This window comes from Methanococcoides sp. AM1, from assembly GCF_900774055.1.
In the GTDB taxonomy this organism is placed as follows: domain Archaea; phylum Halobacteriota; class Methanosarcinia; order Methanosarcinales; family Methanosarcinaceae; genus Methanococcoides.
The window spans coordinates 222,002-246,968 of sequence record NZ_CAAGSW010000003.1; the positions used below are offsets into that span (position 1 = coordinate 222,002).

28 protein-coding genes and 2 pseudogenes are annotated in these 24,967 nt (G+C 39.2%); 19 read left to right on the forward strand and 11 right to left on the reverse strand.

What is annotated here, in order from left to right:
* Positions 1 to 77: 77 nt before the first annotated feature.
* Positions 78 to 992: a hypothetical protein gene (locus E7X57_RS06165; RefSeq protein WP_135611695.1), complete on the reverse strand. Its 915-nt coding sequence runs from the start codon at positions 990 to 992 to the stop codon at positions 78 to 80.
* 591 nt (positions 993 to 1,583) lie between these two features.
* Between E7X57_RS06165 and E7X57_RS06170 the strand changes: the two genes are divergently transcribed.
* The 7 genes from E7X57_RS06170 (at position 1,584) to E7X57_RS06200 (ending at position 6,048) form a co-directional block, all read left to right on the forward strand.
* On the forward strand, positions 1,584 to 2,165 hold the full coding sequence (locus E7X57_RS06170) for a hypothetical protein (protein WP_135611697.1): 582 nt from the start codon (positions 1,584 to 1,586) through the stop codon (positions 2,163 to 2,165).
* A 54-nt stretch (positions 2,166 to 2,219) separates the two neighbouring features.
* The gene (locus E7X57_RS06175; protein ID WP_135611699.1) at positions 2,220 to 2,438 is read left to right on the forward strand and encodes a hypothetical protein; all 219 of its coding nucleotides are present in this window, start codon (positions 2,220 to 2,222) and stop codon (positions 2,436 to 2,438) included.
* A 1,064-nt stretch (positions 2,439 to 3,502) separates the two neighbouring features.
* Positions 3,503 to 4,312 (forward strand): FTR1 family protein, encoded by an 810-nt coding sequence (locus tag E7X57_RS06180; RefSeq protein ID WP_135611701.1) that lies wholly within the window; start codon positions 3,503 to 3,505, stop codon positions 4,310 to 4,312.
* Positions 4,313 to 4,563: 251 nt separating this feature from the next.
* Positions 4,564 to 5,070, forward strand: a complete 507-nt coding sequence (locus E7X57_RS06185) for a PepSY domain-containing protein (RefSeq protein WP_135611703.1) — start codon at positions 4,564 to 4,566, stop codon at positions 5,068 to 5,070.
* Positions 5,071 to 5,189: 119 nt separating this feature from the next.
* Positions 5,190 to 5,441, forward strand: a complete 252-nt coding sequence (locus E7X57_RS06190; RefSeq protein WP_135611705.1) for a hypothetical protein — start codon at positions 5,190 to 5,192, stop codon at positions 5,439 to 5,441.
* A 103-nt stretch (positions 5,442 to 5,544) separates the two neighbouring features.
* Entirely contained in the window at positions 5,545 to 5,724 is a 180-nt protein-coding gene (locus E7X57_RS06195; protein WP_244603617.1) for a hypothetical protein, read from the forward strand.
* Positions 5,725 to 5,754: 30 nt separating this feature from the next.
* Positions 5,755 to 6,048: a winged helix-turn-helix domain-containing protein gene (locus E7X57_RS06200; RefSeq protein ID WP_135611709.1), complete on the forward strand. Its 294-nt coding sequence runs from the start codon at positions 5,755 to 5,757 to the stop codon at positions 6,046 to 6,048.
* A 158-nt stretch (positions 6,049 to 6,206) separates the two neighbouring features.
* On the opposite strand, the gene E7X57_RS06205 is transcribed toward E7X57_RS06200, so the two are convergent.
* Together E7X57_RS06205 and E7X57_RS06210 are read right to left on the reverse strand one after the other, a co-directional pair.
* Positions 6,207 to 6,764 carry a cytochrome c gene (locus tag E7X57_RS06205; protein WP_244603618.1) on the reverse strand — a complete coding sequence of 186 codons (558 nt, stop codon included), beginning with the start codon at positions 6,762 to 6,764 and terminating at the stop codon, positions 6,207 to 6,209.
* A gap of 169 nt (positions 6,765 to 6,933) precedes the next feature.
* Positions 6,934 to 7,164: a ferredoxin gene (locus E7X57_RS06210; RefSeq protein WP_135611711.1), complete on the reverse strand. Its 231-nt coding sequence runs from the start codon at positions 7,162 to 7,164 to the stop codon at positions 6,934 to 6,936.
* A 137-nt stretch (positions 7,165 to 7,301) separates the two neighbouring features.
* Here E7X57_RS06210 and E7X57_RS12470 point away from each other — a divergent pair, with 137 nt between their 5' ends.
* On the forward strand, positions 7,302 to 7,805 hold the full coding sequence (locus E7X57_RS12470) for a hypothetical protein (protein ID WP_167880920.1): 504 nt from the start codon (positions 7,302 to 7,304) through the stop codon (positions 7,803 to 7,805).
* 110 nt (positions 7,806 to 7,915) lie between these two features.
* Here E7X57_RS12470 and E7X57_RS06220 read toward each other — a convergent pair whose 3' ends face one another.
* On the reverse strand, positions 7,916 to 9,304 hold the full coding sequence (locus E7X57_RS06220; RefSeq protein ID WP_135611716.1) for a hypothetical protein: 1,389 nt from the start codon (positions 9,302 to 9,304) through the stop codon (positions 7,916 to 7,918).
* Positions 9,305 to 9,593: 289 nt separating this feature from the next.
* Here E7X57_RS06220 and E7X57_RS06225 point away from each other — a divergent pair, with 289 nt between their 5' ends.
* The 5 genes and pseudogenes from E7X57_RS06225 to E7X57_RS06245 all read left to right on the forward strand — a co-directional run bounded on the left by E7X57_RS06225 (position 9,594) and on the right by E7X57_RS06245 (position 12,657).
* A complete protein-coding gene (locus E7X57_RS06225; protein WP_135611718.1) occupies positions 9,594 to 10,139 on the forward strand; it encodes a copper chaperone Copz family protein in 546 nt (181 codons plus the stop codon).
* A 220-nt stretch (positions 10,140 to 10,359) separates the two neighbouring features.
* Positions 10,360 to 10,559 (forward strand): annotated as a pseudogene (locus tag E7X57_RS06230) (DUF378 domain-containing protein).
* Between the two features lie 80 nt (positions 10,560 to 10,639).
* Positions 10,640 to 11,647, forward strand: coding sequence for a DUF523 and DUF1722 domain-containing protein (locus tag E7X57_RS06235; RefSeq protein WP_135611720.1), 1,008 nt, complete (start codon positions 10,640 to 10,642; stop codon positions 11,645 to 11,647).
* A 401-nt stretch (positions 11,648 to 12,048) separates the two neighbouring features.
* Entirely contained in the window at positions 12,049 to 12,315 is a 267-nt protein-coding gene (locus tag E7X57_RS06240) for a DUF3303 domain-containing protein (RefSeq protein ID WP_135611722.1), read from the forward strand.
* Between the two features lie 78 nt (positions 12,316 to 12,393).
* A complete protein-coding gene (locus tag E7X57_RS06245) occupies positions 12,394 to 12,657 on the forward strand; it encodes a DUF3303 domain-containing protein (protein ID WP_135611724.1) in 264 nt (87 codons plus the stop codon).
* Between the two features lie 13 nt (positions 12,658 to 12,670).
* Here E7X57_RS06245 and E7X57_RS06250 read toward each other — a convergent pair whose 3' ends face one another.
* Positions 12,671 to 13,288 (reverse strand): hypothetical protein, encoded by a 618-nt coding sequence (locus tag E7X57_RS06250; protein ID WP_135611726.1) that lies wholly within the window; start codon positions 13,286 to 13,288, stop codon positions 12,671 to 12,673.
* A 98-nt stretch (positions 13,289 to 13,386) separates the two neighbouring features.
* Entirely contained in the window at positions 13,387 to 13,776 is a 390-nt protein-coding gene (locus tag E7X57_RS06255; RefSeq protein ID WP_135611728.1) for a hypothetical protein, read from the reverse strand.
* Between the two features lie 248 nt (positions 13,777 to 14,024).
* Between E7X57_RS06255 and E7X57_RS06260 the strand changes: the two genes are divergently transcribed.
* Both E7X57_RS06260 and E7X57_RS06265 read left to right on the forward strand, forming a co-directional pair.
* Positions 14,025 to 14,774, forward strand: coding sequence for an AzlC family ABC transporter permease (locus E7X57_RS06260; protein WP_135611730.1), 750 nt, complete (start codon positions 14,025 to 14,027; stop codon positions 14,772 to 14,774).
* On the forward strand, positions 14,771 to 15,115 hold the full coding sequence (locus E7X57_RS06265; protein WP_244603619.1) for a branched-chain amino acid transporter permease: 345 nt from the start codon (positions 14,771 to 14,773) through the stop codon (positions 15,113 to 15,115). The genes E7X57_RS06260 and E7X57_RS06265 overlap by 4 nt, the downstream gene beginning before the upstream one ends.
* A 431-nt stretch (positions 15,116 to 15,546) precedes the next feature.
* Here the strand turns inward: E7X57_RS06265 and E7X57_RS06270 are convergent, their stop codons facing one another.
* The 3 genes from E7X57_RS06270 to E7X57_RS06280 all read right to left on the reverse strand — a co-directional run bounded on the left by E7X57_RS06270 (position 15,547) and on the right by E7X57_RS06280 (position 19,246).
* Positions 15,547 to 15,924: a DUF5830 family protein gene (locus E7X57_RS06270; RefSeq protein WP_135611732.1), complete on the reverse strand. Its 378-nt coding sequence runs from the start codon at positions 15,922 to 15,924 to the stop codon at positions 15,547 to 15,549.
* Between the two features lie 283 nt (positions 15,925 to 16,207).
* Positions 16,208 to 17,146 (reverse strand): calcium/sodium antiporter, encoded by a 939-nt coding sequence (locus E7X57_RS06275; protein WP_135611735.1) that lies wholly within the window; start codon positions 17,144 to 17,146, stop codon positions 16,208 to 16,210.
* A gap of 240 nt (positions 17,147 to 17,386) precedes the next feature.
* Positions 17,387 to 19,246, reverse strand: a complete 1,860-nt coding sequence (locus E7X57_RS06280) for a S8 family serine peptidase (protein WP_135611737.1) — start codon at positions 19,244 to 19,246, stop codon at positions 17,387 to 17,389.
* A gap of 331 nt (positions 19,247 to 19,577) precedes the next feature.
* Here E7X57_RS06280 and E7X57_RS06285 point away from each other — a divergent pair, with 331 nt between their 5' ends.
* Positions 19,578 to 20,363 (forward strand): DUF1638 domain-containing protein, encoded by a 786-nt coding sequence (locus tag E7X57_RS06285; RefSeq protein WP_135611739.1) that lies wholly within the window; start codon positions 19,578 to 19,580, stop codon positions 20,361 to 20,363.
* Between the two features lie 62 nt (positions 20,364 to 20,425).
* The gene (locus E7X57_RS06290) at positions 20,426 to 20,623 is read left to right on the forward strand and encodes a YwbE family protein (protein WP_135611741.1); all 198 of its coding nucleotides are present in this window, start codon (positions 20,426 to 20,428) and stop codon (positions 20,621 to 20,623) included.
* 129 nt (positions 20,624 to 20,752) lie between these two features.
* Here E7X57_RS06290 and E7X57_RS06295 read toward each other — a convergent pair whose 3' ends face one another.
* Together E7X57_RS06295 and E7X57_RS06300 are read right to left on the reverse strand one after the other, a co-directional pair.
* The gene (locus E7X57_RS06295; protein WP_135611743.1) at positions 20,753 to 21,517 is read right to left on the reverse strand and encodes a GTPase; all 765 of its coding nucleotides are present in this window, start codon (positions 21,515 to 21,517) and stop codon (positions 20,753 to 20,755) included.
* Positions 21,518 to 21,575: 58 nt separating this feature from the next.
* Positions 21,576 to 22,793, reverse strand: a complete 1,218-nt coding sequence (locus tag E7X57_RS06300; RefSeq protein WP_135611745.1) for a glycosyltransferase family 2 protein — start codon at positions 22,791 to 22,793, stop codon at positions 21,576 to 21,578.
* A gap of 173 nt (positions 22,794 to 22,966) precedes the next feature.
* Between E7X57_RS06300 and tnpB the strand changes: the two are divergent.
* Both tnpB and E7X57_RS06310 read left to right on the forward strand, forming a co-directional pair.
* Positions 22,967 to 24,079: pseudogene (gene tnpB / locus E7X57_RS06305) on the forward strand (IS200/IS605 family element RNA-guided endonuclease TnpB).
* A 276-nt stretch (positions 24,080 to 24,355) separates the two neighbouring features.
* Complete coding sequence (locus E7X57_RS06310) at positions 24,356 to 24,787, forward strand: DUF61 family protein (RefSeq protein WP_135611747.1); 432 nt, start codon at positions 24,356 to 24,358, stop codon at positions 24,785 to 24,787.
* The last annotated feature ends 180 nt before the right edge of the window (positions 24,788 to 24,967 follow it).

Here is a 24,967-nt window from a genome sequence, read left to right on the forward strand (position 1 = left end):
TCCTGTTGGTAGCATGCTGATCAGGATAAAAAGTAGCAATATTGACTGTCTGGTTTTCATGTTAATAGCTGTTGTAATTATATTTTACCTAAAGTGGTCATCCATTGTCCCTGTTCAGTCTGGCCATTCATTGTACTAAAGTTGTAGGTTCCATTTCCAGACATCATTATTTCTCCCTTACCGGATGAAGTGAATGATATGTTACTTCCTTTTACCATAACTGCCAGGCTGGAACCAGATATGTTTGCATATCCATAAAATCCTCTGTACAAGGATACATTATATCCTTCTCGAAGAATAGTTGAACTTTCATGATCTCCGTCGGTAACTATCTTCATATCACCTTTGTAATCGGATAAAGCTATCATTCCTTCTTCGGCATATAAGCTAATACTAAGTTCACCAGAAAGTATTGCTGTTCCGTTCCCGTTAGCAGAGATATTATCTGTAAGGTCAAGCTTTACAGACCCAGGGTTTATGAGCTTCAGTTCCTCAAATATTTCTTTTAATATCCTGTTTGCTTCGTTTAATTCCTGCAAGGACTGAGTAAGATAGTACCTCTTATTGATCTGAGTTATTGGTTCTGTCTCATATGCAAGTTTTTGGTTTTCTCTTGCTCTTTCGATGGCCTGATCATAGCTTTCAAGCAGATCTTTAAGCTTTTCAACGCCTTCACCACTTGCTTCCAGTCTATTTATTCTCTCTTCAACTTGAAGAGCTGTGATCTCTGATCTCGTGATCATGTCCTCTATGAAGATTTCCGGGTTCTTTCTCAAAGGATCGGTTTCGTTTTTGGGAGGAAAATTGTTGTTGTCGTGGTGGAATCCAAACCTATCATTAAGCCCTAGTAATTTCAGAGGCGAATCTTTGAGACTGTTCCAAGGAGTAATATTTTTTTCCTGATGATCTGTAGTTTTCTGGTCGACACATCCTGATATGAAAAGCGTGAGTATAAAGAGTGCAATTAATGCTAAATATGCTTCTTTTTTCATATTCGTTTAGATCTCCTTATGCTGGATGGTTTGTCGATAACTTGCAGATACATTGGTTTTCATACAACGGATATATGTTTATTGATTGAATAACCGAGCTTTTTATCACTTGTTATCAGCTACTTGTTGTCGACTTAAATATATATGCATACTTTACATGAATGAAAAAAACAGGATGATTTATTTTGTATATAGATGTGTGATCATTAATTCTTTTCTTTATAATACTTTATTATTACTCTAAAATTAAAATTGGTGCTATTTATTCTTTTAAAATCATTTTAAGGTTGAAATATTATGTTATTTGTAATTTCCTTAATATTACTTCTATTTTCACTAATTTAAACATTATAAATTCAAACTTAAATTTGGTCAAATATTTTGTCGCTTAGGCTTTAAGTGTATATATTATTCGAATCTTAATTTAATATCTCTATTGTAGAAATTTAAGTATTAGCTGCTATTAAAATGCTTCATTTAATCTTTAGACTTGTTTTATGCACTAAATAAAGAAAGTATGCTTATATTTAACCCTGCCAATGTCGCAATTGCAGGCTACCAGTAATATACTGGTGCTCAAGGAGTGATAGTATGGCAAAAAAACTGCTAAAATTGTTCTCCTGTCTTGCGGTCATGTTGATGGTGGTAAGCATTATACCATCGGGTGCACTTGCTGCAGAAGAAGATGTGAATTTAAAATTTGAAAAGATGAACAGATCAGATTCTGGAATGGATATCAATGACAAAGTGAACCAGGAAATGCCTGAATTCGAGACAGAAGAAGAGATGTTCGTATATATGCAGAATGATCTGTTCGAATTCATCGATGAGCAGATTGCAGGTCTTGAAAATAAAAAAGAGAATCTCGATGAGATTGACAATGAAAAAATAACTGCTGAGCTTATCAATGAGCAGATTGAAATTCTCGATAATGCAAAAGAAGAGGCTGGAAACGCAGAGTCTCTGGAAGATCTTGATGAAATAAGGAAGTCAATTATGACATCTCGGATGTATGAAAATGATTTTTCGGAGTCTGGAACGATGGACAGATCAGGTTCTGGAATCGATATCGATAACAATATGAGAACAGAAAGGCCTGAAATCGAGACTGATGAAGGAACATTCGAATCCATCATGAATCGTGTTTTTGGATTCTTCGATAAGTGGATCTAAGAGTGTTAAAGCGCAGAATTCCAAAGATGATAAAAACCCAACGGTTGTGAGTTAATGACACTGTTCTCAGAAGAAGTTGTAATAGTAGCTTTGGCAATCCTGTTCATCACTGTTATTGTGATCGTCATATCTCATTGGGTGTATCGTGCACAAACAGCACTTGAAGAAGGTCGTATCAGGACTGAAGTCCTGAAAGATCTTCCTCCGGATCATAATGAGTGTGGGAAGGAAATTAAGCTACCAGATACAGATGGGATTAATAAGCACAATTGATCCCATATTTTTTTTATCGAATATTCACTCTTCTAATTTGGTTATCTTGCAATTGCCTCTCAGCAAATACAAATAATGTTTTAATGTTATTCTTAAATTTGATATGCTACAAGATTTTCAGATGTCTGTCATGCAATTAAGTAATTGTTTCTATCTACTTAATTTCCATGTTCATTTATTAGAAATCTCTCTCTGCGAAAGATATGGTTGGTATTCAAACTTCACATTACGATTTTGATGAATAATGGGTATGATTTATCGCCAACATAGATGGTCGGAACGATACTTTCAATCTTGAAAAAATATAGCGTAGTCTCTGTACGAAGAAATATAAAACTTAACTGAAGAAAGTGGAATTAAAAATATTGATACACAATCTTGATGGATATATCAAGATTGTGTATTTAGTTTGATTAAGGGTTTCTACCGAGCCGTACTAACAAAAGAGTAACCATTTCGACAGTCTCGCCAAAATCTGTGGAGTTTGGATTCGGAATTATAACGTCTATGTTTACGTCATCAACATCTACATTTATGTCAGTAGCATCCGCATTTGCGGATGCAGATGAAGATGTGATTGTGCATGTTAATATTATTAGCAACATCACGATACTTCTTATGCCATTCATTTCAATTTGATCTCCATTCAATAGGTTTGCATTTTAGTGGTGCCACCACCTTGAAAGAGGGGATTGTGGTAGCAATCCATCAATTAGTTATTTTGAATATAAGCATACTTTATTTTCAAAGAGCAAATGAGATAGTAATGCAATAAATAAAGCATTTTAATGCTTAACAACTCTTAAAAATCTCTTTTAATTCATTTGAATGTAAATTAAAGCATTAAATTGCTTTAATTGAATAATGAATTATTCAAAATAAGAATAATCTCGTTTTTGATGATAGTGATATAATGATCTTGTGTGGGAATTTGTGACGTCGTACTTCGATTTTGTTTTCCTGATTTCCTCGAATACGCTTTGCAATATTTGCCGCAATACTAACTACAATATATCACCCCTATCATTGTTAGGCATACCAAACAATACTAGGAATGATGAAATATGTTTTCAAGCTTTATGATAACATTCAGGGAAGGTCTTGAAGCCTTTCTGATCGTGGGGATCATCCTCGCGTATCTTGTACAGACAAGACGAACGGAACTGAACAGGTACGTCTATAGTGGTACGGGACTTGCTATCGTTGGAAGCCTGATCGCTGCAGTTGTCTTCAACCTTCTTGCGATACAATTCGAAGGGCGTAACGAGGAGCTCTTTGAAGGAATTGTGATGCTGGTAGCAGCAGTTATCCTGACATCCATGATAATCTGGATGGCACGTGAGAATAATAACATCTCGTCAACGATAAAGGAGCAGGTCGAAGGAAAGAAAGCCTACGGACTCTTTGCACTGGCATTCCTCTCTGTACTGAGGGAAGGTATCGAGACCGTACTCTTCCTTGGGGCAGCTGCAATGAACAATGAGACCAATGCTGTGCTCTATGGAGGACTTGCAGGTCTTTCTGTATCCATTGTGGTCGCATACCTGGTATTCAGATACTCTTCACACACGAACCTGAATAACTTCTTCAAGATCACCAGTATCTTCCTGATCCTCTTTGCAGCAGGACTGGCAGCACATGGTGTACACGAACTTCAGGAGGCAGGCGTAGTTCCGATCATTGTAGAACATGTCTGGGATATCAATCACGTCATCGATGAGAAAGGAACCTTTGGTTCTATCATGAAATCCCTGTTAGGATACAATGGAAATCCGTCACTGATAGAAGTGCTGAGCTATGCCGGATACTATGTCGTAATAGGCATAGGGCTGAGGGTGCCTGGAAGGCGAAATAAGGTCGCTATAACTGCCTGATCATATCGGGGCCAGAGATCCATAACTGCTACCATCGATAAGAATGGTGGCAGTTTTTTTGTTCATCATCTATCTCTTTTGAGTTAACCATGTCATTTGATCTTGATTTACGAATTGTTGGCATTTATCTTTAAGCGGTTGTGATATTTTTTGGCACAATCCTTATATACGAATGAGTACATGTGTAACATATAGGCTACATATACAAACTATAGTTACATAGTTTGAAGCGAACAAAGGATGTGAGCAAAATGAGAAAAATAACAAACATGCTTTTGATAGGTGCTATATTTCTTGCCGGTGCAGGAATGATCACACTGACGATGCAAACTGATACTGTTCAGGCTGCTTATGGTTCAGGCCCGGGATCAGGATGGGGTGGATGCCCTGCATATGGTTCAGGATATTCGGGCTATTCCGGATATAACATGGCAAATTCCTATTCCGGTAGTTATGAACTGACCGTTGAAAGCATTGAGGATGCACTAGACATAGCTCAGCAAGAGATCGATGCCGATGTGAAAGAGGAGAACATCTACCAGATGGGCAGATGGTGGGTTGTGTATCATACCAACGATGATGGCATTGTAACACGCAGCTACATCGATGCATTTAGTGGTGATGTTCTGGACACTACCAGTCAGACATACGACTATGCGAATACAGGACGTGGATACAGCATGATGTACGGTTCTGGCTCTGGCTCCGGATCGGGTTATGGATATGCGATGGGTCATGGCAGGATGTACCGTTACTGATAAATGAATTATGTGGATTCCCTGCCATTTATTTTTGAATTGTACCTCCACTCCCCATTATGGCAGGGATCATCCACTGACCTCTATGAAGAGTCTGATCTTAGCATGAAGGTGATAATATGATGGGCTATGGAATGTATGGTGACTATGGGTTATTTGGAGGTTTCGGAGGTTTTAACATGATATTTAGCTTGCTTATACTGATAGTTCTTATCTGGTTAGTTTCTTCTTATTTCAGCAATAAGTCATGCATTTTCAATAATGGATCGTGCAATACTAAAGACGACAGTGACATGCGTTTATCCCGTATTGAAGAACAGGTAGAGAGCAATCGTGAATCACTGGAAAAGATATTAAAGAAACTGGATTGAGCCCTTTTTCTTTAATATTGATCGGTATTTTACTAAAGCTTAATATGAAAACAAGAACATCTTATGAGTAACTATGATGCACTATTACAATTCATTTGGTCTATTGGATTTCTTTTTGGAAATTCTCCTCATACTATTGGTTGTCGGTGTAGTTCTTTTCTTCCTCAATAAATCAGGTTTTGCAGGTTCAGCTAGCAACGAAAAGCTTGTGAGCATGGAGAAAGATGTTGCTGAGATCAAGAAGACTGTAGAGGAGATCAAAGAGAAACTGGAAGAGATCTAAGATCAACCAAACTCCTTAGCCGGTCTTACTATGGGAAAAACAATGCAACAGATAGTATCTATAGGCGAGGCTATTTCACATCCTCTGAGACTTAAGCTTCTCTACATGCTTTCAGAAAGGGAATGGTATGTGTATGAGCTTGCCAAAGAACTCAATGTTTCCCGGCAGGTCCTGTATCTTCACCTAAAGCGCCTTGAAAAGGCCGGATTTGTGGAAAGTGATCTTCGTCTCGAAGATGATGACATGAGGGCAAAGAAATTCTTCAGGCTCAAGGAGTTCGATGTTTCACTGGACATCGAAGATCTAAGAACGTTCTTTGAATGATCTCTCGATGCTTTTTATTTCCTACTGATCTCCGGATTAATTAAATAGAAATACCAGGGATCACAAACTAACATCCAACTTCTGATACCGTCTTCAATATCGGTATTTTTTAAAAAAGAAAGCGGGAGTCATCCCACTTTTAAATGAACATATTTGCATCAAATTATTTTCAGATATTCGATCAGATCTTCCATGTCCTCATCTAAAAGATCCCATTTTGGCATTGTGTAATCCAGTTCTTCACCAGAAGGATCCTTTCCTTCCCTTATGGCAATACTGATCGTTTCATCAGTGTATGGTGGATGCTCTTCATGTTCATCTTCGTGTTCTCCTTCAGAAGTCAGGGCTTCATAGGTTATATCTGAAGGTATTACAGTTCCCATCATTATCGGAACTCCACCTTTCCCATCAATACCATGACAGCTTACACAACTGCCACCATGGACATACAACCAATGTGGACCGCCACTAACCGGTATTTGTTGTTCTTTTTCATTAAGACCGGTATAATAGATCATTTCTCCATTCGATGAAAAATCTGTAATAATGTTCGAACCTGGCATTGGTTCATATTGCTCCGGATACATGTATCCGGGATCGTGCCACCCATATTCCCGATTCATTGCATCAGATCGTTCATCGTAAACGTTTACACATCCTGCGACCATTAATATAATTCCGATCGAGATCAGTGTTCTGGCGATTGGTACTGTCAACTTCAATTTCCCCCTTTGATTTTAGAACTTATTGATCAAAACAATTCGTTCTATCTACTCATCGATATATGTGCATATATATAAAACAAACAAACAAATAAATAAATAAATAAATAAATAAATGAATATCTGTATGAAAATGTAAAAAATCTCTAAAACATATCAATGGTTAGCCATCATTACCGATCGCATCTACCGGACATGAATCTATTGCATTCTCGCAATCTTTTATCTCAGAATCCTTTTCTGGTTGCTTAAAGACAAATGCGTTCGATTCATCTTCAGTCATCTTGAAGTTATCCGGAGCATCATTTGTGCATAGGCGACATCCAATACATCCTTCGTCTACATAGAACTGACCGGGTATATTCTCAGCTACTTTGTTTTCTTTATCAGCCATCTATAGTTCCCCCACTTATGGATACTGATGTTTACTTTTGAATTTACTTTCTATTTATAGGTTGTTATAAACTTCGCTTTGACCGAGAAATAGGGCATTTTTTAATCAAAAACACGAATTTTAGGTCATATTGACTTTTGGGCAAATTAAATACGATCATCAAATTTATTTGGAATGAAATACACTTAGAATATAGTTATGAAGGATGTGATATTATCAAAACAACAGACAAAATGATTCTTGTAACAGTATTTGCTACATTCATTTTGTTAATCACATTCATCCTGTTCATGCCATTTATATTTTCAGGGCCTGCTTCCCCTTTTTTTGTAGTCCACAACCACGATGTTAATAACCATACTGTAGTTATCGACGTATTGGATTCACGCAACATGTCCATAATAACAGAGACCTATGAATTGGGACCTAAGAGTGACATTTCCCGAAAAAGACCTTTGAGATTAAGTTTGCCACTATCAAAGGGTGAGTTTATGTTTAATGTCACTGTGGATAACAAAACAATTGGAACATATCATGTAGAAATACCACATCCACATACAATGGTCAATATACGGCTATATTATGAAGATTATACGGGAAATGTGACTCCAATCTCTGTGGAAGTAGCGGCAGTTGTATAACAATTTCTAATCTGAATCCGAATATATTAGGAAATCAATTTGACCGAAAATTCGTGTTTTGACCGAAAAAGAAATTATTTTTTGGTCAAAGCGTATAAATATCTTGATCTTCAGGCAACAACCCAATCGCTGTAAACATATGCTTGCTCAGCGTTTGAGCCCCAGGACATGATACCCACGCGATATTCCTGACCAACCGGGACTTTCAGGTTGGTTACCGTATATGTAATTCCGGCTTCTGCTTCAATTTCCGGGATCACATCACTCTGGATCTGATCCCATCCCATACCTTCATTGGTTGATTCAAGGTATGTGTATATGGTTACATCTTCTGCAGTTGCCGAGCCAACATTTGTGATCTCAATATCCAGATCTACATATGTGTACGCTGCCCCCCTCTTGCCGGTTCCTGTAAATTCAATTTGCAGTTGGGGATATCCATAACCGATCGGAGTTATTGTTGCTTCTGCATTTTTGTACTCATCCGGGATAACACCCACATCCCATCCGGAGTTGGTCGTTTCAAGATAGAAATACTTGACACCGTTGTGATCATAGTAGCTTCCGGAGATACCTTCATCACCCTTTACTCCCACTGCCATATGATCAGGCAATGTTATCAATGCCACTCCATATCCCATTTCGTGCAGAAGTGATGCAAGAAGGATCGATGAGTCTTCGCAGTCCCCGCCTCCGTGATATAGCGTCTCGAATGGGAATCTGGGATACTCATCGTATCCTGCAGAAGCACTGTCACTGACATAAGGAAGGGACTGGACGAAAGCGGTTGCGATGTATGGCATCTCATCGTTGGTATAGCCGCCTTCATCAGCGAGGTATTCAAGTTGGGAGGTTATCTGTGATATCAGTTCATCATCGAAGGGGTCATTTGCAAACTGATCATAATCCCTGCTTCGACTTCTCTCGGAATATAGGTCGTAATCTTCTTTGTAGTATTCATTCTTGATCCAGAACTCTGTACCGTCATAATCCCATTCATACGTACGTGTGATGGAATCCTCAGCCAGTGAAACTGCTATCTTTGTTTCAGTTTCAGGGTCAATGGGCTCTGTCTCCAGAAATATCTCCGGCTTTAGTTCATAGGTAATATCAATAGAGAAACTGCTATCGTATATCTTATCCACTCTGATAGAATAGACAACGTTTCGCTCGTCCGGATCTTTTATATTATATGTTTGGCCCGGGGAGAATGTTCTTACGGAATACTCCTTCTCGTCCTTCCTGAAAGATATGACCGTAAACTCTTCTTTCCTGTCAATATCCAGTATCTTCAGGGAGTATCCATTCTCAAGGTCAAGTACAGCAGTCTTTTTGAGAGTTATGTTATACTCTTCAGTGTATTCCTCAGCTGCTATCTCCGTTTCATCAATATCAGGCAAACTGTCTTCTTCCGGGTATCCTTCATCTGATATGCAACCCATACCTGAGCAAATGATCATAAAAAGAAAAAACCAGGAGATCGATCTTCTGATACCCATATGAAATGGAATTGACTGCTGAAATATAATAGTATTGTGGTTGCTACGGATTGATAAGGGCGTGTTGCCTTTGTCACGAGCACTTTCTCTTAAATATCAAAGAAACAGTTGAGTTGATCTCAAAAGTCTAATGGCTACACTTACAATTAATGTGTATTGTATAATTATTGTAAAAGAGCAGATCAGAAGCTTTGAAATCGGTTCTTTAATAAAGAATGAACTAGAAAGCAAGATATGAGTCTTGAATCTTGAAATTTAATAGCATCATGATGTTGTGGGAGTGCAGTAAATGATCTATCAGATATTGAATAAGCCATCTTGTTGTGATTGTGGGCCTGCGGAGGACAGTTGTTGTGGTCCGACGAACAGTAACTGTTGCGGACCTGAATCCATTGACCTGAACAAAAAGGAGCATGCTTGTCCCGTCTGTGGTACTACTGGAGAACCCGTTGAGAGCATTACAGTCAGACATCTGGTCAAAGAAGAATTGATGTCATCTGTTGTTGATGTTGATCACTGGCTTTGTCTTGATGAGAATTGTGATGTTGCATACTATACAGAGACGGAAGCACTTTTCAGAAAAGAAGACCTGAAAGTTCCGATATGGTTCAAAAAGGATGCTGATCCAAAGTATGCATGTTACTGTAATGAGATAACAGAAGAGCAGGTCATTGAAACAGTTTTCAACACTGGTATCGATAGCATGAAGGATGTTATTGCTGCTATCAAAGGTAAAGCAAAAGCTCAGTGCAGGGTCCGGAACCCGACAGGTAAGTGTTGTACACAGGCATTTAATAAAGCTATAGAAAAAGGGAAAGATATCAGGAATAATTGATAAAAAGACAACTTTCTAATATTATTCTCATGTGTAACAATTAGATTTGTTAAAAATCCTAGTCCCTTTAACCATTTTTAAGCTAAATTTATAGGACACTTTGCAATTATTTGTATCACAAAATTCTAAAATATATCTATTTTACTTTATTATTTTTGGTAAGTTATATATACTATCTTGCATAGATTAACTTTTGTAAATTTACTGGAGGGTACATTGTATGGTGGAGAAAAGCGCATTAGACTGGATAGCAATAGCTCTGGTAGTTATTGGTGGTTTGAACTGGGGATTAGTCGGAATTTCACAGGACTTTAATCTTGTGGCAATGATCTTCGGTTAAGCATAATTGCGAGAATTGTGTATTTGCTGGTCGGACTTTCGGCAATTTATATGATATACTTCGCAAACAAACAAAATTAAGGCAGCAATCTGCTGTCCTTCTTTTTAAGTATGAGTTCAGACTTATATTTTATTATAAGTTAATAGGTTTGAAGGTTGAAATGTCACACTATAATATTCCGGAGCATACATACCCAAGACCTCGCGTTGTTGCAAGTAAATGTCTTGAGTTTGCAAGTGTACGCTACAACGGAAGTGTTGTTAATTGCCCGACTGTTCGTGCTCTAATTCCATTTGTAGATTTTATCACAGTTTGTCCGGAAGTTGAAATTGGACTTGGGGTTCCACGTGAAACTATAAGGATCGTTCTTGAAGATGGAAAAAAAAGACTTATTCAACCAAAAACAGAGAAAGATCTGACAGAAGATATGGATAAGTTCACTGACAAATTCCTGGAAGATCTGCCTGATGTTGATGGTTTCATATTTAAATCCGGTTCACCTACCATCGGAATAAAAAAGATCAGAATATACTCTGCTTCTGATAAAGGGTTCGTAATTGATCATGGATCCGGCTTTTTTGCAGATAAGATCGTTCAAAAGTATGCTGAATATCCTCTTGAAGAGGACGATCGGCTTAGAAACAATATCATAAGACACCATTTCCTTACAAAACTTTTTGCTTTTGCAGATATTCGGAATGTAAAAGAATCGGGTTCATTTGAAAAACTCGAGCGATTCTATAAGTATAACCGTTATCTTTTCCGATTATATAACCGTGATCTAGCTGTAAAACTGGATCAGTTGTTGGAGAATAAAAGCTCATTAGGATTTGATAGGATCATAACAGAATATGAGAAACTCATTCCACAAGTTTTTTGCAGATCACCGGGGTCTAATCAGTTTGCGGATATTGCAAATGAGATCTTTTTAAGTGTAGCTTCTTCTTTGAATGATGCTGAAAATGAATATCTGACCTGTGTAATCAAAAAATATGTTGATAATCGATTGGCTTATGATGCATTACTTGAGATCCTTAAGCTTTACGTTATGCGTTTCAGTGACTCAAAAGAGGAATATTCCAGATTGTTCTTCCCATATCCTGAAGAATTAAAGAATGAATCAGAACCTGATAGGGACAGGGATTTCTGGGCAAATTTTCCGATCTGAGTTCTCTAAAAAATTTTGTTCAAACTTGTAATCATGACTTAGATAAATCTTTATAAATTTAATTTTAAAAAAATAAATTTAGCTCAAAAAAAGTTGGTAAGCTATATATAATATAGATAATAACTTTAACATGCATAATTTATTTGGTGGCCAAGGGGGGCGACAGATGAAAATGTTAAAGATATTAGTAGCTTTGCTTATCACAACAGTGGTACCGGCGGATATTAAAAGCCAGCAATGTAATTCATGCTATAGACAAGTTCATTCTGCCACCTTCAATGGTTGAGGAAGAAAGCACAATGGAGTGATAAACTTCATAGTTACAGTGCAAATACCATGAGATTCAAAAGAATCTCATTTTTTATGTGGTATATTGTTAAATTAAAAGTGGGGAAATGAATATGTTATACATGGAAATAAGCACATGGGAACCAGAGAATCGTGATAAGATACTTGAACACTTTAAAGAACTGAAGATGCCTGCCGGAGTAACGGTCCACGATCAATGGGTCGATCTCACAGGATCCCGGTATTTTATCTTGTATGAGTGTGATGATGCAGAGGCTTTTGCAGCATTCAACCTACCATGGTCGGATGTGTGCTACATTGACACTGTTCCTGTAATGAAATCAACCGAATTCATCTCATTAATGAGCAAAAAAAGCTGAGATCAGAGATCGTTGAAAGTAAATAGTGCGAAGTTAGTCCGGAAAGATAACTGTTAAATTCAAATTGGGGAGAGTAATATGCTATATATGGAAATAAGCTCATGGGAACCGCAGAATCGTGATAAGATACTTGAGCACTTTAAAGATATCAAGGTGCCTGCAGGAATAACCATCGTCAATCAGTGGGTCGATCTTACAGGATCCCGGTATTTTATCCTGTATGAGTGTGATGATGCAGAAGCTCTTGCAACATTCAACCTTCCATGGTCGGATGTGTGCTACATTGAAAGTGTCCCTGTGATGGAATCAACCAGGTTCATGTCACTAATGAGCAAAAAATAATTAGATCCCCATTTTAGGGGATTATTTTTATTTCTTTTTTCTCTTTTCCTAAGGATAAGCTTACTATTCCGGGTGGGAATGGTTTTGTCGGATACTCATAAACAAAATTTCCTTTGCTGTCTGAAACGATCGTTTGTGAAGCTTTGATCTTTAATATAACAGTTCCGGCATCATCATCAGCTTCACCATTTATGACTATGTCATAGTTTCCTGAAGGAACATCGTTGTCAACATATATCGCTTTTCCATTTTCGGCTTTCCGATGCTGTCTAAAAGGTATCAGCATTCGGACGGTGAATGTCATATCCTTGACATTATTTGCTTCAACCCGGAACTCGTTTGGCAATGAAGTTATTGCTACATCATCAAACCGGTGTTCATATTTTTGATCTTTAACGTTGATCGGGATCTCAAAATTAGCATCCATCCTTATACTTTTTTGAGGGGTCGTCCTGCCTGATATTATTAAATTCTCTCCTTTCTTTATTTCAAAGGCAGACACATCCCATTCAATTGAATCTGCATATGATGTTTTCGAAATAGGTCGGTAGAACAATGAATTTATTTTTTTGATAATTGTAAGGAACAGGTTATAATCTTCTTCGATCGTATAATTCCCCCCAAAGGTCAATGACGATCCTCCTTTTAATTTTAAGAGAATCGTCCCTAAAGCTGTTACTGTTGTTACAGAAACAGAAAGCAACAGATCTAAGTCTGAATATTATATTTTCAGGCAATATAGCCGAAGGATATCAGGTACACAATAATTCCCATAATCAATGTAACCATCCATAAGCCAGTTGCAATATCCATATGAACTTTCTTTTTGAATCTCCATCTGTTGGTCACGAAAAGTATTATGAAAATCAGAACAATTGACCCCAGAAGCCTGTGCAGTAGAAGCACGATTCCATAGGATGCCAGTTGAAAACCCTGACTGATCGAATAGAACATGAACAAAATAGTAGGGATAATTGTGAAAACAGCAAGTGATGCTCCTCTTGCATGTTGGTCTATACCCTCTGTCTTCAGCTTGATCGCATACACAAGCATTAGAAATGCTATTACCTGTAAGAAAAGTGAAAGGTTCGATAAAGTTCTAATTACATCCAGTTCCACTAAATTCCCCCATTTAGTTATACAAATAAATTGAAGTGTATACTATTTAGTTTTATTGAGAAGTTGTCATTCTGATGCCTCATTTTGTTTTTCATCTTCGTCTCCATCTCCATCTCCATTTCCATTTCCATCTTCTTAGTCTAATTTGACAAGACATAAATACAATTAATTCTTTTCTTGCACTTTATTTCCCACTTTGGAAAGTATATGGATAATTTATCCTTTAATTTAAAAGGTGCATCAGAAATATGAGCCAGCAGAGTGAAAGTCTCTTCACAAGCGCCCTCAAGACAACACTACCGGTCTTCCTGGGATATATTCCATTAGGTATGGCCTTTGGTTTCCTCCTCGAAGGAGCCGGTTACCACTGGATATATGCACCCCTAATGAGCATTTTCATCTATGCCGGAGCAGGCCAGTTCATTGCAGTTGCACTATTGGCAGCAGGTGCAGGACTCACAGAATTTGCTATCACAACACTGCTGATAAATCTCCGGCATTCTTTCTACGGTCTGTCTCTGCTGGAAAAGTTCTCCGGCGTTGGAAAGGTCAAAGCTTATCTTATCTTCGCTCTTACCGATGAGACCTATGCTCTTCTCACAACCACCAAAGCCCCGGATGAGGAGTCAAAGGGAATATTCTACTTCTACATAACTGTGCTTGACCACTCATACTGGATAATGGGCTCGGTTCTGGGAGCTGTACTTGGCTCAGTACTCGATCTCCGCCTGGAAGGAATGACCTTTGTTCTTACTGCACTGTTCGTAGTGCTGACCATTGAACAGTACCACGCGTCAAGGTCCCGTTTCCCGTTCATGGCAGCCATGGGTGCAGGCGTCATTTCACTTATGCTCTTCAGCCCTGACAATATGTTATTGTTCTCGATACTCATCGGCACCCTCATCCTGATGGCACATGAAAAGTTCGTTCAGGACGACCGTGATATTAGAAAGATCCCGGATAAGGATAAGGATAAGGATATGGAGGAGAATCCATGATGGAAGAGCCGGCGCATTTACTTGTTGTCACAGCCGTAGTAGCAGTGGCCACCTTCGCAACAAGAGTTCTTCCTTTCATATTCTTTAATACGAGAGCTCCACCCGGGATACTCTCTACTATTGAGAAGAACCTCCCTCCGATGATCCTCTTACTGCTTGTGATCTACTGCCTGAAGGACGTACAGTGGCTTTATGCTCCATACGGAGTCCCGGAGATATTCACCATAGCAGCGGTCATGGGCCTGCATCTGTGGAAACGCAATGCAATGCTCAGTATTTTTGCAGGAACAGGGCTGTATATGTTGCTGGTTCAGCTGGATGTTTTTTCAGTTATATTTTGATAATGATAGAATTGATGTGAAAACAGAATGGAGCCCAAGCTCCTGAAAGTTTTTACCATGGATCCCTGAAGGCTCAGCAGCAAGACAAGGTCAGTTTAACGAGAAGTGTGGGAGTTGCCAATCTGAGACTACCACCTTTTAGCAGAATCTCATCCCCACGTAATTTCCCCAAACTCGCTTCTTAACATAACAACTCCCACACCCATATAATATATTGGTTTCTAGGTTAAAGCTAGTTTCGGTGGGGGGTGTTGGATAAGTCCATAAACTCTATTTTTTTCTTGAAATTTAAAAGCAAAATAATAGCACGTAGTTGCACAGTACGACTTTTGGTGGGAGACAAAAGGATTTTTGGTGGCTGGTTACTGATGATTGTGATATCCACATAAAATGGTTGTTTAGATCGGGTGAAATATAATTAAAAACCACTTTCATTCAAACAAATAGTCCAGATAAAGCTTCCTGACACATTTGGAACCGTATGGACCAAGCAACCCGGACCTTAATTTGATGTAGTAGCTTTCTTTCATGTTCTTTCCACAGCATCTACAGTTGTTGATCTCTGTTGAGTGTATTATTTTGGGTTTGTAAAATTCCAGGTCGTGTGACTCATAAGTGAAGTGGCACATGCCATCTTTATCAGTTATGATGCCTTCTTTTCTGGCAGCTGACATTATCTGATCGATGATCTCAAAACGTTTGGTCACAGTTTTACGCAGCAGCTCTCTGGTCTCAAGTGGAGATAATTCCGTTGCATCCATTGCTACGATATAGTCAAGTCCTTTTTGGATAGTCTTTGGATGTTTCATTTTATCCCTTTGTTGTCACGAGCTTTAGATCCACATGTACATTATTTGATGAGGCCTGGATTTCGAGACTTGCTCTGATTCCACCTTTTTTCTTCAGATGCTAATTCGGAGTTGTATGCCTGAATTATGTTTAAGATCAATGCATCTACCTGTTTCAATGTATAAAATATCTAAAATAATTCAGATGCATTTAATAAGACTGTGCGAAATATAAAATTATCTACTTGATTCTTCCGGATACGAAAAATACTAAAAAGAGATATTTTAACTTCCGATCTCATGCTTACAAACTATAGATCTTCACGCCAATATAACCCACATAAAGCAATATCAACACAAAAGCCTCATTCTTCTTCAACTGCATGTGTCTTCTGAAGAACAACAGGACCAGCAGTGAAACGAAGAACAGGGCCGGGATGTCAAACCTGACCAGATCTTCGCTTACGATAAAATTGCTTATCAGGCTGCCTACCCCAAGGGTGAACAGGATGTCGAATATGTTGCTTCCGATCAGGTTGAAAACGGACAGGTTAACAGCTTTTTTCCTGATACTGCTCCATGAGAGTGCCAGTTCCGGCAATGAGGTTCCCAGTCCGATAAGTACGATGCCGATGAAGGATTGTGATATTCCCCACATATCTGCCAGGTATAGTGCGTTGTTCAGAACTGCATAGGATGATATTATCAGGATAGTAAAACCGGCACTTATGGAAAGGATCGTCCGTGTAAAGTACAATGGTGGAGCACTCTTAAACTTTTGGCTGACCTCTTCTTCCCTGTATAACAAAAAGAAATAGATCGCATAAACCGCGAGGAAGATCAGGCCATCTGTCCGGCTGAGTGTGCCATCCAGACCGGTCAGGAACAGAAGGGCAACGGAGACGAGCATCATAACTCCATCCCTGGACAGTTCATGTTTTGTTAAGGTCAGAACCCCGAACATGCCGACAATGCCCATTGTTATGCCTATCTGGCCAAAGCAGGAGCCTATGGAATCACCAATGATAAGTCCGGATGTTTCAGTTCCCATTGAACGCTGGATAGAACCGGTCACGCTAATGACAAGTTCCGGCAGGTTGGTTCCCAGAGTTAATAGTGTAAGACCGATGAATGCATGTGAGATCTTGTAGTGTTCTGCGATGGTCAGGGCTGCTTTGATGACCAGTTCAGCACCTACCATCAGACCTGCCAGTCCGATCAATAAGATTACAAGTTCATACATTTTAGCGAGTTCTCCACGTTATACTCAAATGTGATTCCTTTCTGTCTTCAACTTTTTAATTGTCTATATTGTTATTGTAGTTCAATGCATAAAAGCTTCCTTTTTTCGAAAATGAAAGAAGCTTATATTGCTTGTTTTCTTGATCATATTTTACAGGATCAATTCCTGTGAAAGAAAAATAATGAAAAAAAGAAGTGGTCTCAAATTGAGACCTTTAATTTTGTTTTACTCAGGATTGCTTTATTGAGTATAGCTTGTTGACAAAGTTGAACCATCGACATTAAATGTGAACGTCAAGGTTCCCTTTTTGTACTTTACCTCGTCGGAATAAAAAGTCAATGTTCCCGATCCGTTGGTCAGGCTGGATTCGTCGTCATTAGTAGCTTCACTCCAGAATCCGGTTATCGTATTACCTGCCACGTCGGGTTCTATACTCACAACTGCCTTTGCAGAAACAAATGTGTTTCTACCTGCCGTTCTTGTTATGGGGTCCACACTAACAATAGATATTGATGTTTCCGTTGGCTCTGTAGCAGTAGTTACAGTGACTGTAGTGCTGGCGGTGTCCGTTGTAACATCATCGTCTGTTACTGTGAGAGTTACTATGTAATCTCCAGCTAAGCCATAGGCATGAGTTGGGTCTATCTCACTGCTGAAATTTCCATCTCCAAAGTCCCAGTCATAAGAAACGATCGTTCCATCCGGATCTGTTGATCCTGAACCAGAGAATTGTATCGGGGTTTCTACAACACCACTATATGGCCCACCTACAGAAGCAGTTGGAGCTATATTCTCAGGAGGTACGGTGTTCAGTGAGTCCAGTGCAGCCTTTGCATCAATAAGACCATAGCCATAGGCTGTGTCCCAGCCGCTTTTTCCAAGATCCATTGCAGTTGATTCAAGTGCAGTTCTAACTTCATCGTTGGAAGCACCCTGAGAGATCAATAAAGCTGCAACACCTGAAACATGTGGTGTTGCCATGGAAGTACCCTGGAAGAAGTAGTAACTAAATATCTGGGTGCTTGGGTCAAAAGTGTTCTGAAGTATGCCGTCTCCATATCCATCGTTGTTCAGGTCCTGTCCCGTATTACCACCAGGTGCTACCACATCAAGTCCCGGCCCATAATTCGAATATGGTGCTAAGTTTCCATCATAACCGGTTGCTCCGACTGCAATACATTTCTCGTAAGCAGCAGGGTAGCTAACGAAACGTGTTCCGTCATTACCTGCAGCAGCTACAATGGTAACACCATGTTCGTCTGCATATTCAAGTGCATTGTCTAAGGCCACACCAGGGTAATACCTAGGTGGGTAACCAAGGCTCATGCTTATAACATCTGCACCATTATCGGTTGCAAAGTATATTCCATCCACCAACTGAGCAAGGTTTCCACTTCCGTCAGCACCAAGCACTTTTACGGGCATGATGGAGCAATCATATGCAACTCCTGCTACCCCAATTCCATTGTTGGTGCTCTGTGCAATGGTTCCTGCAACGTGGGTCCCATGGGAGTGATCATCGCTTGGATCATTATCTCCATTGATGAAATCATATCCAGAAACAAAGTTTGTATCTGCAAGGTCCGGAGCATTTTGGGCAACTCCGGTATCAAGCACAGCTACGACAACACCATCTCCAGTGGTAATTTCCCATGCAGGTTCAACATTGATCCCATATGTACTGTATAAATTCCATTGGTATGAGTAAAAGGAATCATTTACAGAAAAAGCCGTCATGATAGCATTTGGGACCGCATATTCAACATTCGGATTTTTGGTGTACATCTCGACCATCTTTTCGGCGTTCCTGTTCTCAGGAATCTTCAGCACCTTGAAACCGGCATACTGGCTTGTGTATTTTACTTTAGCCCCGTTCATGGCATTTATATTTGCGATCTTTTCTTCTGAAAGGCCAGGGGTGAACTTGACAATTATTTCGCCAGGTACGTATAGGTCATTTTTTGGTATGTCTATAGTCAATTCGTCATAAATGTCATGTTGAGCATCAACCGATGGCGTGAACGCAGAGACTGGAATTACCATCCCTGTGATCAACAAGCAAACGGTCAATAGAGTAAGTTTCCAATTTTGTAAATCCATTGTACTACCTCTGATTGATTTTACCACAAATTATCCTGAATATTAATTATTAGTTTTAATATAATATACGTTTTGGGTTTTTCCTAAAAATAATTAGAACCTAATTCTTATGATGATAGCAATCAGCTCTGCATTTTTATTTTCCATGATATTTTTTCAAAGCACGGGCACTCAAATGTCCTTATGTTTGGTGACAGTTACTCCGTTCCTGTGATCGGATATATAGAATACCTACACGGATGGCTTTTTATATTCACTAATCCCATTATTATTTACACTAAAAAACGATCGTATTTTCAAGAGATCAAATTTTCTACCGGAGGGTTGTAGCATGCCATCATTATACATTGTATCCTGTCGTATGTTCGAAGATGAGCTCGTAAATATATTCGAAGGAGAGGACGAGAATACCCGTCTGATATTGGTCGAGAACGAAAATATTGAAGGAATTGAAAAGAAACTTGATGATGCTTCTCTTAACTACGAAAGAACATCGTTTGAGGATGTAGCTTCAAAGATCGGTCCCACTGATGAATTCGTGGTTGTCCTGCACCTTCTGGAGTTTGCACTGGATGCAGATCCTGACCTTCTCAAGGATAAGGTCTACATGACCATTGAGGAAAAGGGAGAATTATTTGATGGTATCCTCATCTTTTACGGCCTTTGTGGCAATGTGCTTGGAACGATCGAATCTGATTTTGCTCACCTTGGTGTCCCGGTCAGGATCCTTAAAGATGCTCAGGGAAACATCGTGGACGATTGTATATGTGCTGCATTTGGTGACAGAAATACCTATGTTGAAGCCATGTCCGGTGAAGAAAGAGGTACAGGCACATACTTCCTGACCCCCATGCAGGCTGCCAACTGGAGGGAAATGCTTGTTCTTGCAAAACTGACGCCTGATCCTGATAATGTTGAAATGACAAAAATGGTCTTTGATTACTCGGGCTACAAACATGTAGGAAAGGTGGATACCGGTCTGTGCTACGAAAAGAAGTTCGATGAAACGGTGGATGAATTTGCAACTCTGTTCAATTTTGAGAAGAAACTATTCGAAGGTTCCACAAAAGTAGCAGACCAATGCTACCATTCCATCAAAAAAGAGATAATTGGTTGATATACTGCATGAAGTTCTTTTAAAAAATACATGTTTATAGCTTCAGGAACTTTTATCCTATCATGAGTGCAGGTAACACCAGAGCAAATATCAAAATCGGAGCAAAAGTAGGGATCGTCTTAAAGAAAGACCAACGATCAGGCAAGATAACTCAAGGTATTGTCAAGAGGATCCTAACTAAATCTTCTACCCATCCCCACGGAATAAAAGTCCAGCTGGAAGATGGTCAGGTTGGAAGAGTAAAAGAAATACTATCATAATATCCGGGATGGATGTTATCCACAAGTTTTCCGGATACTAACACCTTTTGAGGATTTTTGTAAATGTAATTAATACGGTTTATAGCGGCTGATCAGGGCAAATTGGCCAGCATTCTCATTTTAGATAATTTAGATAAGCAGCTGTCCTTTTTGCCAGTCATTGATTATCTTAATAGCAACTCGTGTTTCATCTATTTCCCCTTTCTTCTTAAGGAAATTCCCTTTTACACCTATGAGCTCAAGAACATCGTAAGAGTTCTCGTTCCCGATCTCGACCTTATAGAAATCTTCAAGTGCAGTCTTGTTCTTATCGCAGATGGTCTCAATTATCTTCAGAGCTACTCCTATGGGATCACTCAGGTGTGTAGCATCTTTTACTCCAAGAAGGCCCTGTCTGTACTCATCATTCTCATCAAAGGGTATGACTCCGGGAGTATCAATAAATACAATGCGAGAGCCGGCTTTCACAAGCTGGACTCCTTTAGTGTGACCGGATATTGAAGACGTACCTGCTTTGTTCTTTCCTGCCACTCCGTTGATGACCGAGGATTTACCCGTGTTAGGATAGCCAAGGCTTCCGACGAGAATGTCACGTCCCTGTATGTCGGCAACTTCAAGGATCTTATGTCTCAGCATGGTCGTACCAAACCTCTGCTTACTGGAAACAAAGACCGTTGGTGCGATCTTTGACAGGCGGGATTTGGATTTCTCAAGAGTTTCCTTAGATACGAGATCACATTTACTGAGGACTATGATCAAAGGCTTTCGTGAACGTTTAACGTTACGTTCTACTTCACTATTTCTGGTCTCATCCGGAAAACGAGCGTCTACGACCTCAAGAAGTACGTCGGCTTTTTTTATGACATCCTTTATCATCAACTTATAACTAGCCATCACGTATCCTTACAACATAAGCCTATAAGGATTTGTTGAGAGGTCTGCTATTACTTCCTCATAAAGTATCATAAATTATTGAATCCAGTCCTTTCCTTTCAGCGGCGTATAACATCAGGTCACTCCACCTCTTTTGCAGCTCACATAAATGATCAAAAGGATCAAAATCAGGGATCGCATCGCAATTTGCAAGTTCTATGTTCCTGAGGGCCTCTGCGCTTCCCAACGGATCCCCGCTATCCAGGTATTCTTCAGAAAGAAGTCTGCAGGCATTTGTTATCTTTTCTTCAAGATCTTCCCCAAGGAAATTCCCGGGATAACAACCCATATCTTCTGCAGATAACGGTCGCATTCCATCGGTGTCTTTCTGGCTCATGAGCTTTGCCCTCTCATAAACGAACCTGTAGATGTCTTCTCTTACCCGCTTCCATGTCGGGTGGGACTTAGCAGGCGGAAGGTGTTTGATGGCAAGCTCGTTGTCAAGGAAGAAGGAATGACCGAACATTCTGGCATTCATCAGGTAATCAATGTCTTCTCCTCGTGGGATCATGGGGTCGAATGGAACTTCCATGAAAAGGTCCCGGTGAATGACCATATTTCCCCCAAATACGAATGGAGTTTCTTTAAGGCGCGGGGATGTGCCTATTACCTGTTCAAACCCCTCATTCATACAGGCATTCTTGTCCCAGTATCTGGTCCAGGGACTGTCAGGAACACCAACAAGATAATCCCCGTCTGGCTGGAGATAGTAGCCGGCGATCGCATTGATGAACCCACCCTCATGATCAGTTCCGATGAATTCCTTTGATTTGGATATGAATTTCGGGTCTTCAAAGACCTCATCATCATCGATCAGGAGCGCAACATCTGAGTTCATAATATGCGGAATGAAAAGACACATGTTCCTTATGTTGGAATAGCCTGTAAGTGAAAGCAGGTCACAGTATTCATCCATGCCGTCATTTTTTAGTTTCTCATGCAGCTTTTCCATATGAGAAGGGCCGAACATGTGGACCTTTATATCACCATTTGCAGAGGATCTGATGATCTCTTTTACTTTCTGCTCCACCTGATCGGTGATCTCAGTATTATTTGGAGCGACTAGAATTACCAGTTCAAAGTCCGTGTCTTCAAGGATTGCTGTACTTTCTATAGCACGTCCAAGCGTCCCCTCAGAATCCAGCGGAGTGGCATGATCATATACGGCATCGCCTTCAAGCCATCCTACATCGCTTTCCCTGCCCCAGTAACTGGGAATTACCATTGTTAATTTCAAATAACTCCATCTCCCGATATTCACTTTATGTGTGAATATTTCTCCAGTTCCTACTATTTATCATTAATCAGCAAGAATACCACTGTTTGAAAACAGTGGACGAATTGCGTACAAATTACATTATACTTTTTAACACAAACTATAAGTAACGTTAAGAACATAGAGGAATGTACATGCTAAAAGCCTACAAGTATAGATTATATCCAAATAAAGAACAAGAAGAAAAGTTCCTACAGCACATTGGAGCTGGTAGATTCATCTATAATTGGGCTTTAGAACAAAAAATTAAATCCTATGAACAAGATGGTAAATCGGTATCGAGATTCACATTAAACTAGATGATACCTGAATTGAAGGTGGAGTATGAATGGTTGAAGGATATTAATTCTCAATCATTGCAAGGTGCTACACTCAATCTTGATAATGCCTTTACCAGATTTTTCAGAGAAAAGAAAGGTTTTCCTAAATTTAAATCAAAAAAGAACCCTGTGCAATCGTTTTCTGTACCACAATTCTATAAAGTTGATTTCGATAATGGTAAGATCAAATTACCTAAAATCGGTTGGATAAATACGAAACTGCATCGTAGATTTGAAGGTAAGGAAAAAACAGCAACATTATCAAGAACGTCAACTGGAAAATACTATATCAGTATTCTTGTAGATAATGAAAAAGAGATTCTTGTAAAGGAATCTTTTGATATTGATACAACCGTTGGTGTTGATGTTGGAATTAAAGATTTCGCCATTCTATCAAACGGTGAAAAAATCGATAATCCAAAATACCTCAAAAAATCAATGAAGCGTTTGAAAGTTTTGCAGAAAAGATTATCCAGAAAACAAAAAGGTTCAGCCAATAGGCAAAAAGCAAAGTTAGCAGTAGCAAAACTCCATGAAAAAATCAGCAACCAGAGAAATGATTTCCAACATAAAACATCTTCCAAATTGATAAGCGAGAATCAAGCAATAGCGTTGGAAACATTAAATATCAATGGTATGATGAAAAATCACCATCTTGCACAATGTATTAGTGATGCTTCATGGAGTTCTTTCGTTGAAAAATTAGAATACAAAGCAGAATGGTATGGAAAGACTGTTTTACATATCGGACAGTTCGACCCATCAACTAAGATATGTAATGTTTGTGGATATTATAACAAAAACATTACACTTGCAGATAGAAAATGGGATTGTCCTAAATGTAATTCCAATCATGATAGGGACGTTAATGCCGCTATTAACATCAAGAAGTTTGCTCTTGATAAACAAAATTTAATAGGAATTTAAGCACCTTCGGAACGAGGGGAAGAGCCTGTGGACTTGTGAACATAAGTTCAAAGAATGAAGCAGGAAGTCACCTATTTTAATAGGTGGTAGTTCACAAGTCGATATGATATAATTACTTTTATTTTAATTCTGGGGGTTTTTCATCTACTGTCATCATTTCTGTTGTAGTAGCAAGCACTAGAAATTAATCTGAAGAACCGCATATAGAACTATAGTACTAATGAAAGACATTAGTAGCTAACAATCTTTCCCAATAACAATACCGAAGTGAGCGACATGTCAGGAAGACTACCGGATTCGGATGATTCAGCTCTCATGGGCTGGATGAGGGTTGAGATCGGTATGATCAATAGGGATATAGTGGCTGAGAGGAAGTCCCTTTCCCAATTGCATAAGGAGGAGGTCCCATCTGCCAAAACAAAAGGCGGTGATGAACACCTATTTGATAAAAAGATGCTAGATGTTCTTGAAGAGCAACTACCAGCAGAGCTCCATGGAAAGCTTCGCCTTCCCATTCTTTTCTTTCTCGACAACCGTGTGGCAGACAGTAGTTTTCTTAATGATGAGACTGCTGCCAGATCCCTGCAGATCCTGGGGGAACTAAGCAAGTTCCGCAGTTTTAGTAAAGGAAGGCTCTGGGTGGGTAAGAGCATTGCCTATTCTATCATGAGAAAGTATCCCACTGTAGTGCAGATCGTAATGGGATGAATTCAGTAATGCAATGACCTTAAGGAATAAAAGCCCATAAATACACCAGGTATGTAATGCTTATATAGGATACATCGAATTAACGTTCAGAAAATAAACTTATCAATATCATCGATCCACTGGATCAACGCGATAACGAACCAATAAAACCAGCGGATCAATACAAGAGTCCTGATTAAT

Coding starts and splice junctions, on each gene's coding strand:
- E7X57_RS06165 (WP_135611695.1), bottom strand. CDS start 992: ATGAAAAAAGAAGCATATTTAGCATTAATTGCACTCTTTATACTCACG.
- E7X57_RS06170 (WP_135611697.1), top strand. CDS start 1,584: ATGGCAAAAAAACTGCTAAAATTGTTCTCCTGTCTTGCGGTCATGTTG.
- E7X57_RS06175 (WP_135611699.1), top strand. CDS start 2,220: ATGACACTGTTCTCAGAAGAAGTTGTAATAGTAGCTTTGGCAATCCTG.
- E7X57_RS06180 (WP_135611701.1), top strand. CDS start 3,503: ATGTTTTCAAGCTTTATGATAACATTCAGGGAAGGTCTTGAAGCCTTT.
- E7X57_RS06185 (WP_135611703.1), top strand. CDS start 4,564: ATGAGAAAAATAACAAACATGCTTTTGATAGGTGCTATATTTCTTGCC.
- E7X57_RS06190 (WP_135611705.1), top strand. CDS start 5,190: ATGATGGGCTATGGAATGTATGGTGACTATGGGTTATTTGGAGGTTTC.
- E7X57_RS06200 (WP_135611709.1), top strand. CDS start 5,755: ATGGGAAAAACAATGCAACAGATAGTATCTATAGGCGAGGCTATTTCA.
- E7X57_RS06210 (WP_135611711.1), bottom strand. CDS start 7,164: ATGGCTGATAAAGAAAACAAAGTAGCTGAGAATATACCCGGTCAGTTC.
- E7X57_RS06220 (WP_135611716.1), bottom strand. CDS start 9,304: ATGGGTATCAGAAGATCGATCTCCTGGTTTTTTCTTTTTATGATCATT.
- E7X57_RS06225 (WP_135611718.1), top strand. CDS start 9,594: ATGATCTATCAGATATTGAATAAGCCATCTTGTTGTGATTGTGGGCCT.
- E7X57_RS06235 (WP_135611720.1), top strand. CDS start 10,640: ATGTCACACTATAATATTCCGGAGCATACATACCCAAGACCTCGCGTT.
- E7X57_RS06240 (WP_135611722.1), top strand. CDS start 12,049: ATGTTATACATGGAAATAAGCACATGGGAACCAGAGAATCGTGATAAG.
- E7X57_RS06245 (WP_135611724.1), top strand. CDS start 12,394: ATGCTATATATGGAAATAAGCTCATGGGAACCGCAGAATCGTGATAAG.
- E7X57_RS06260 (WP_135611730.1), top strand. CDS start 14,025: ATGAGCCAGCAGAGTGAAAGTCTCTTCACAAGCGCCCTCAAGACAACA.
- E7X57_RS06265 (WP_244603619.1), top strand. CDS start 14,771: ATGATGGAAGAGCCGGCGCATTTACTTGTTGTCACAGCCGTAGTAGCA.
- E7X57_RS06270 (WP_135611732.1), bottom strand. CDS start 15,924: ATGAAACATCCAAAGACTATCCAAAAAGGACTTGACTATATCGTAGCA.
- E7X57_RS06275 (WP_135611735.1), bottom strand. CDS start 17,146: ATGTATGAACTTGTAATCTTATTGATCGGACTGGCAGGTCTGATGGTA.
- E7X57_RS06280 (WP_135611737.1), bottom strand. CDS start 19,246: ATGGATTTACAAAATTGGAAACTTACTCTATTGACCGTTTGCTTGTTG.
- E7X57_RS06285 (WP_135611739.1), top strand. CDS start 19,578: ATGCCATCATTATACATTGTATCCTGTCGTATGTTCGAAGATGAGCTC.
- E7X57_RS06290 (WP_135611741.1), top strand. CDS start 20,426: ATGAGTGCAGGTAACACCAGAGCAAATATCAAAATCGGAGCAAAAGTA.
- E7X57_RS06295 (WP_135611743.1), bottom strand. CDS start 21,517: ATGGCTAGTTATAAGTTGATGATAAAGGATGTCATAAAAAAAGCCGAC.
- E7X57_RS06310 (WP_135611747.1), top strand. CDS start 24,356: ATGTCAGGAAGACTACCGGATTCGGATGATTCAGCTCTCATGGGCTGG.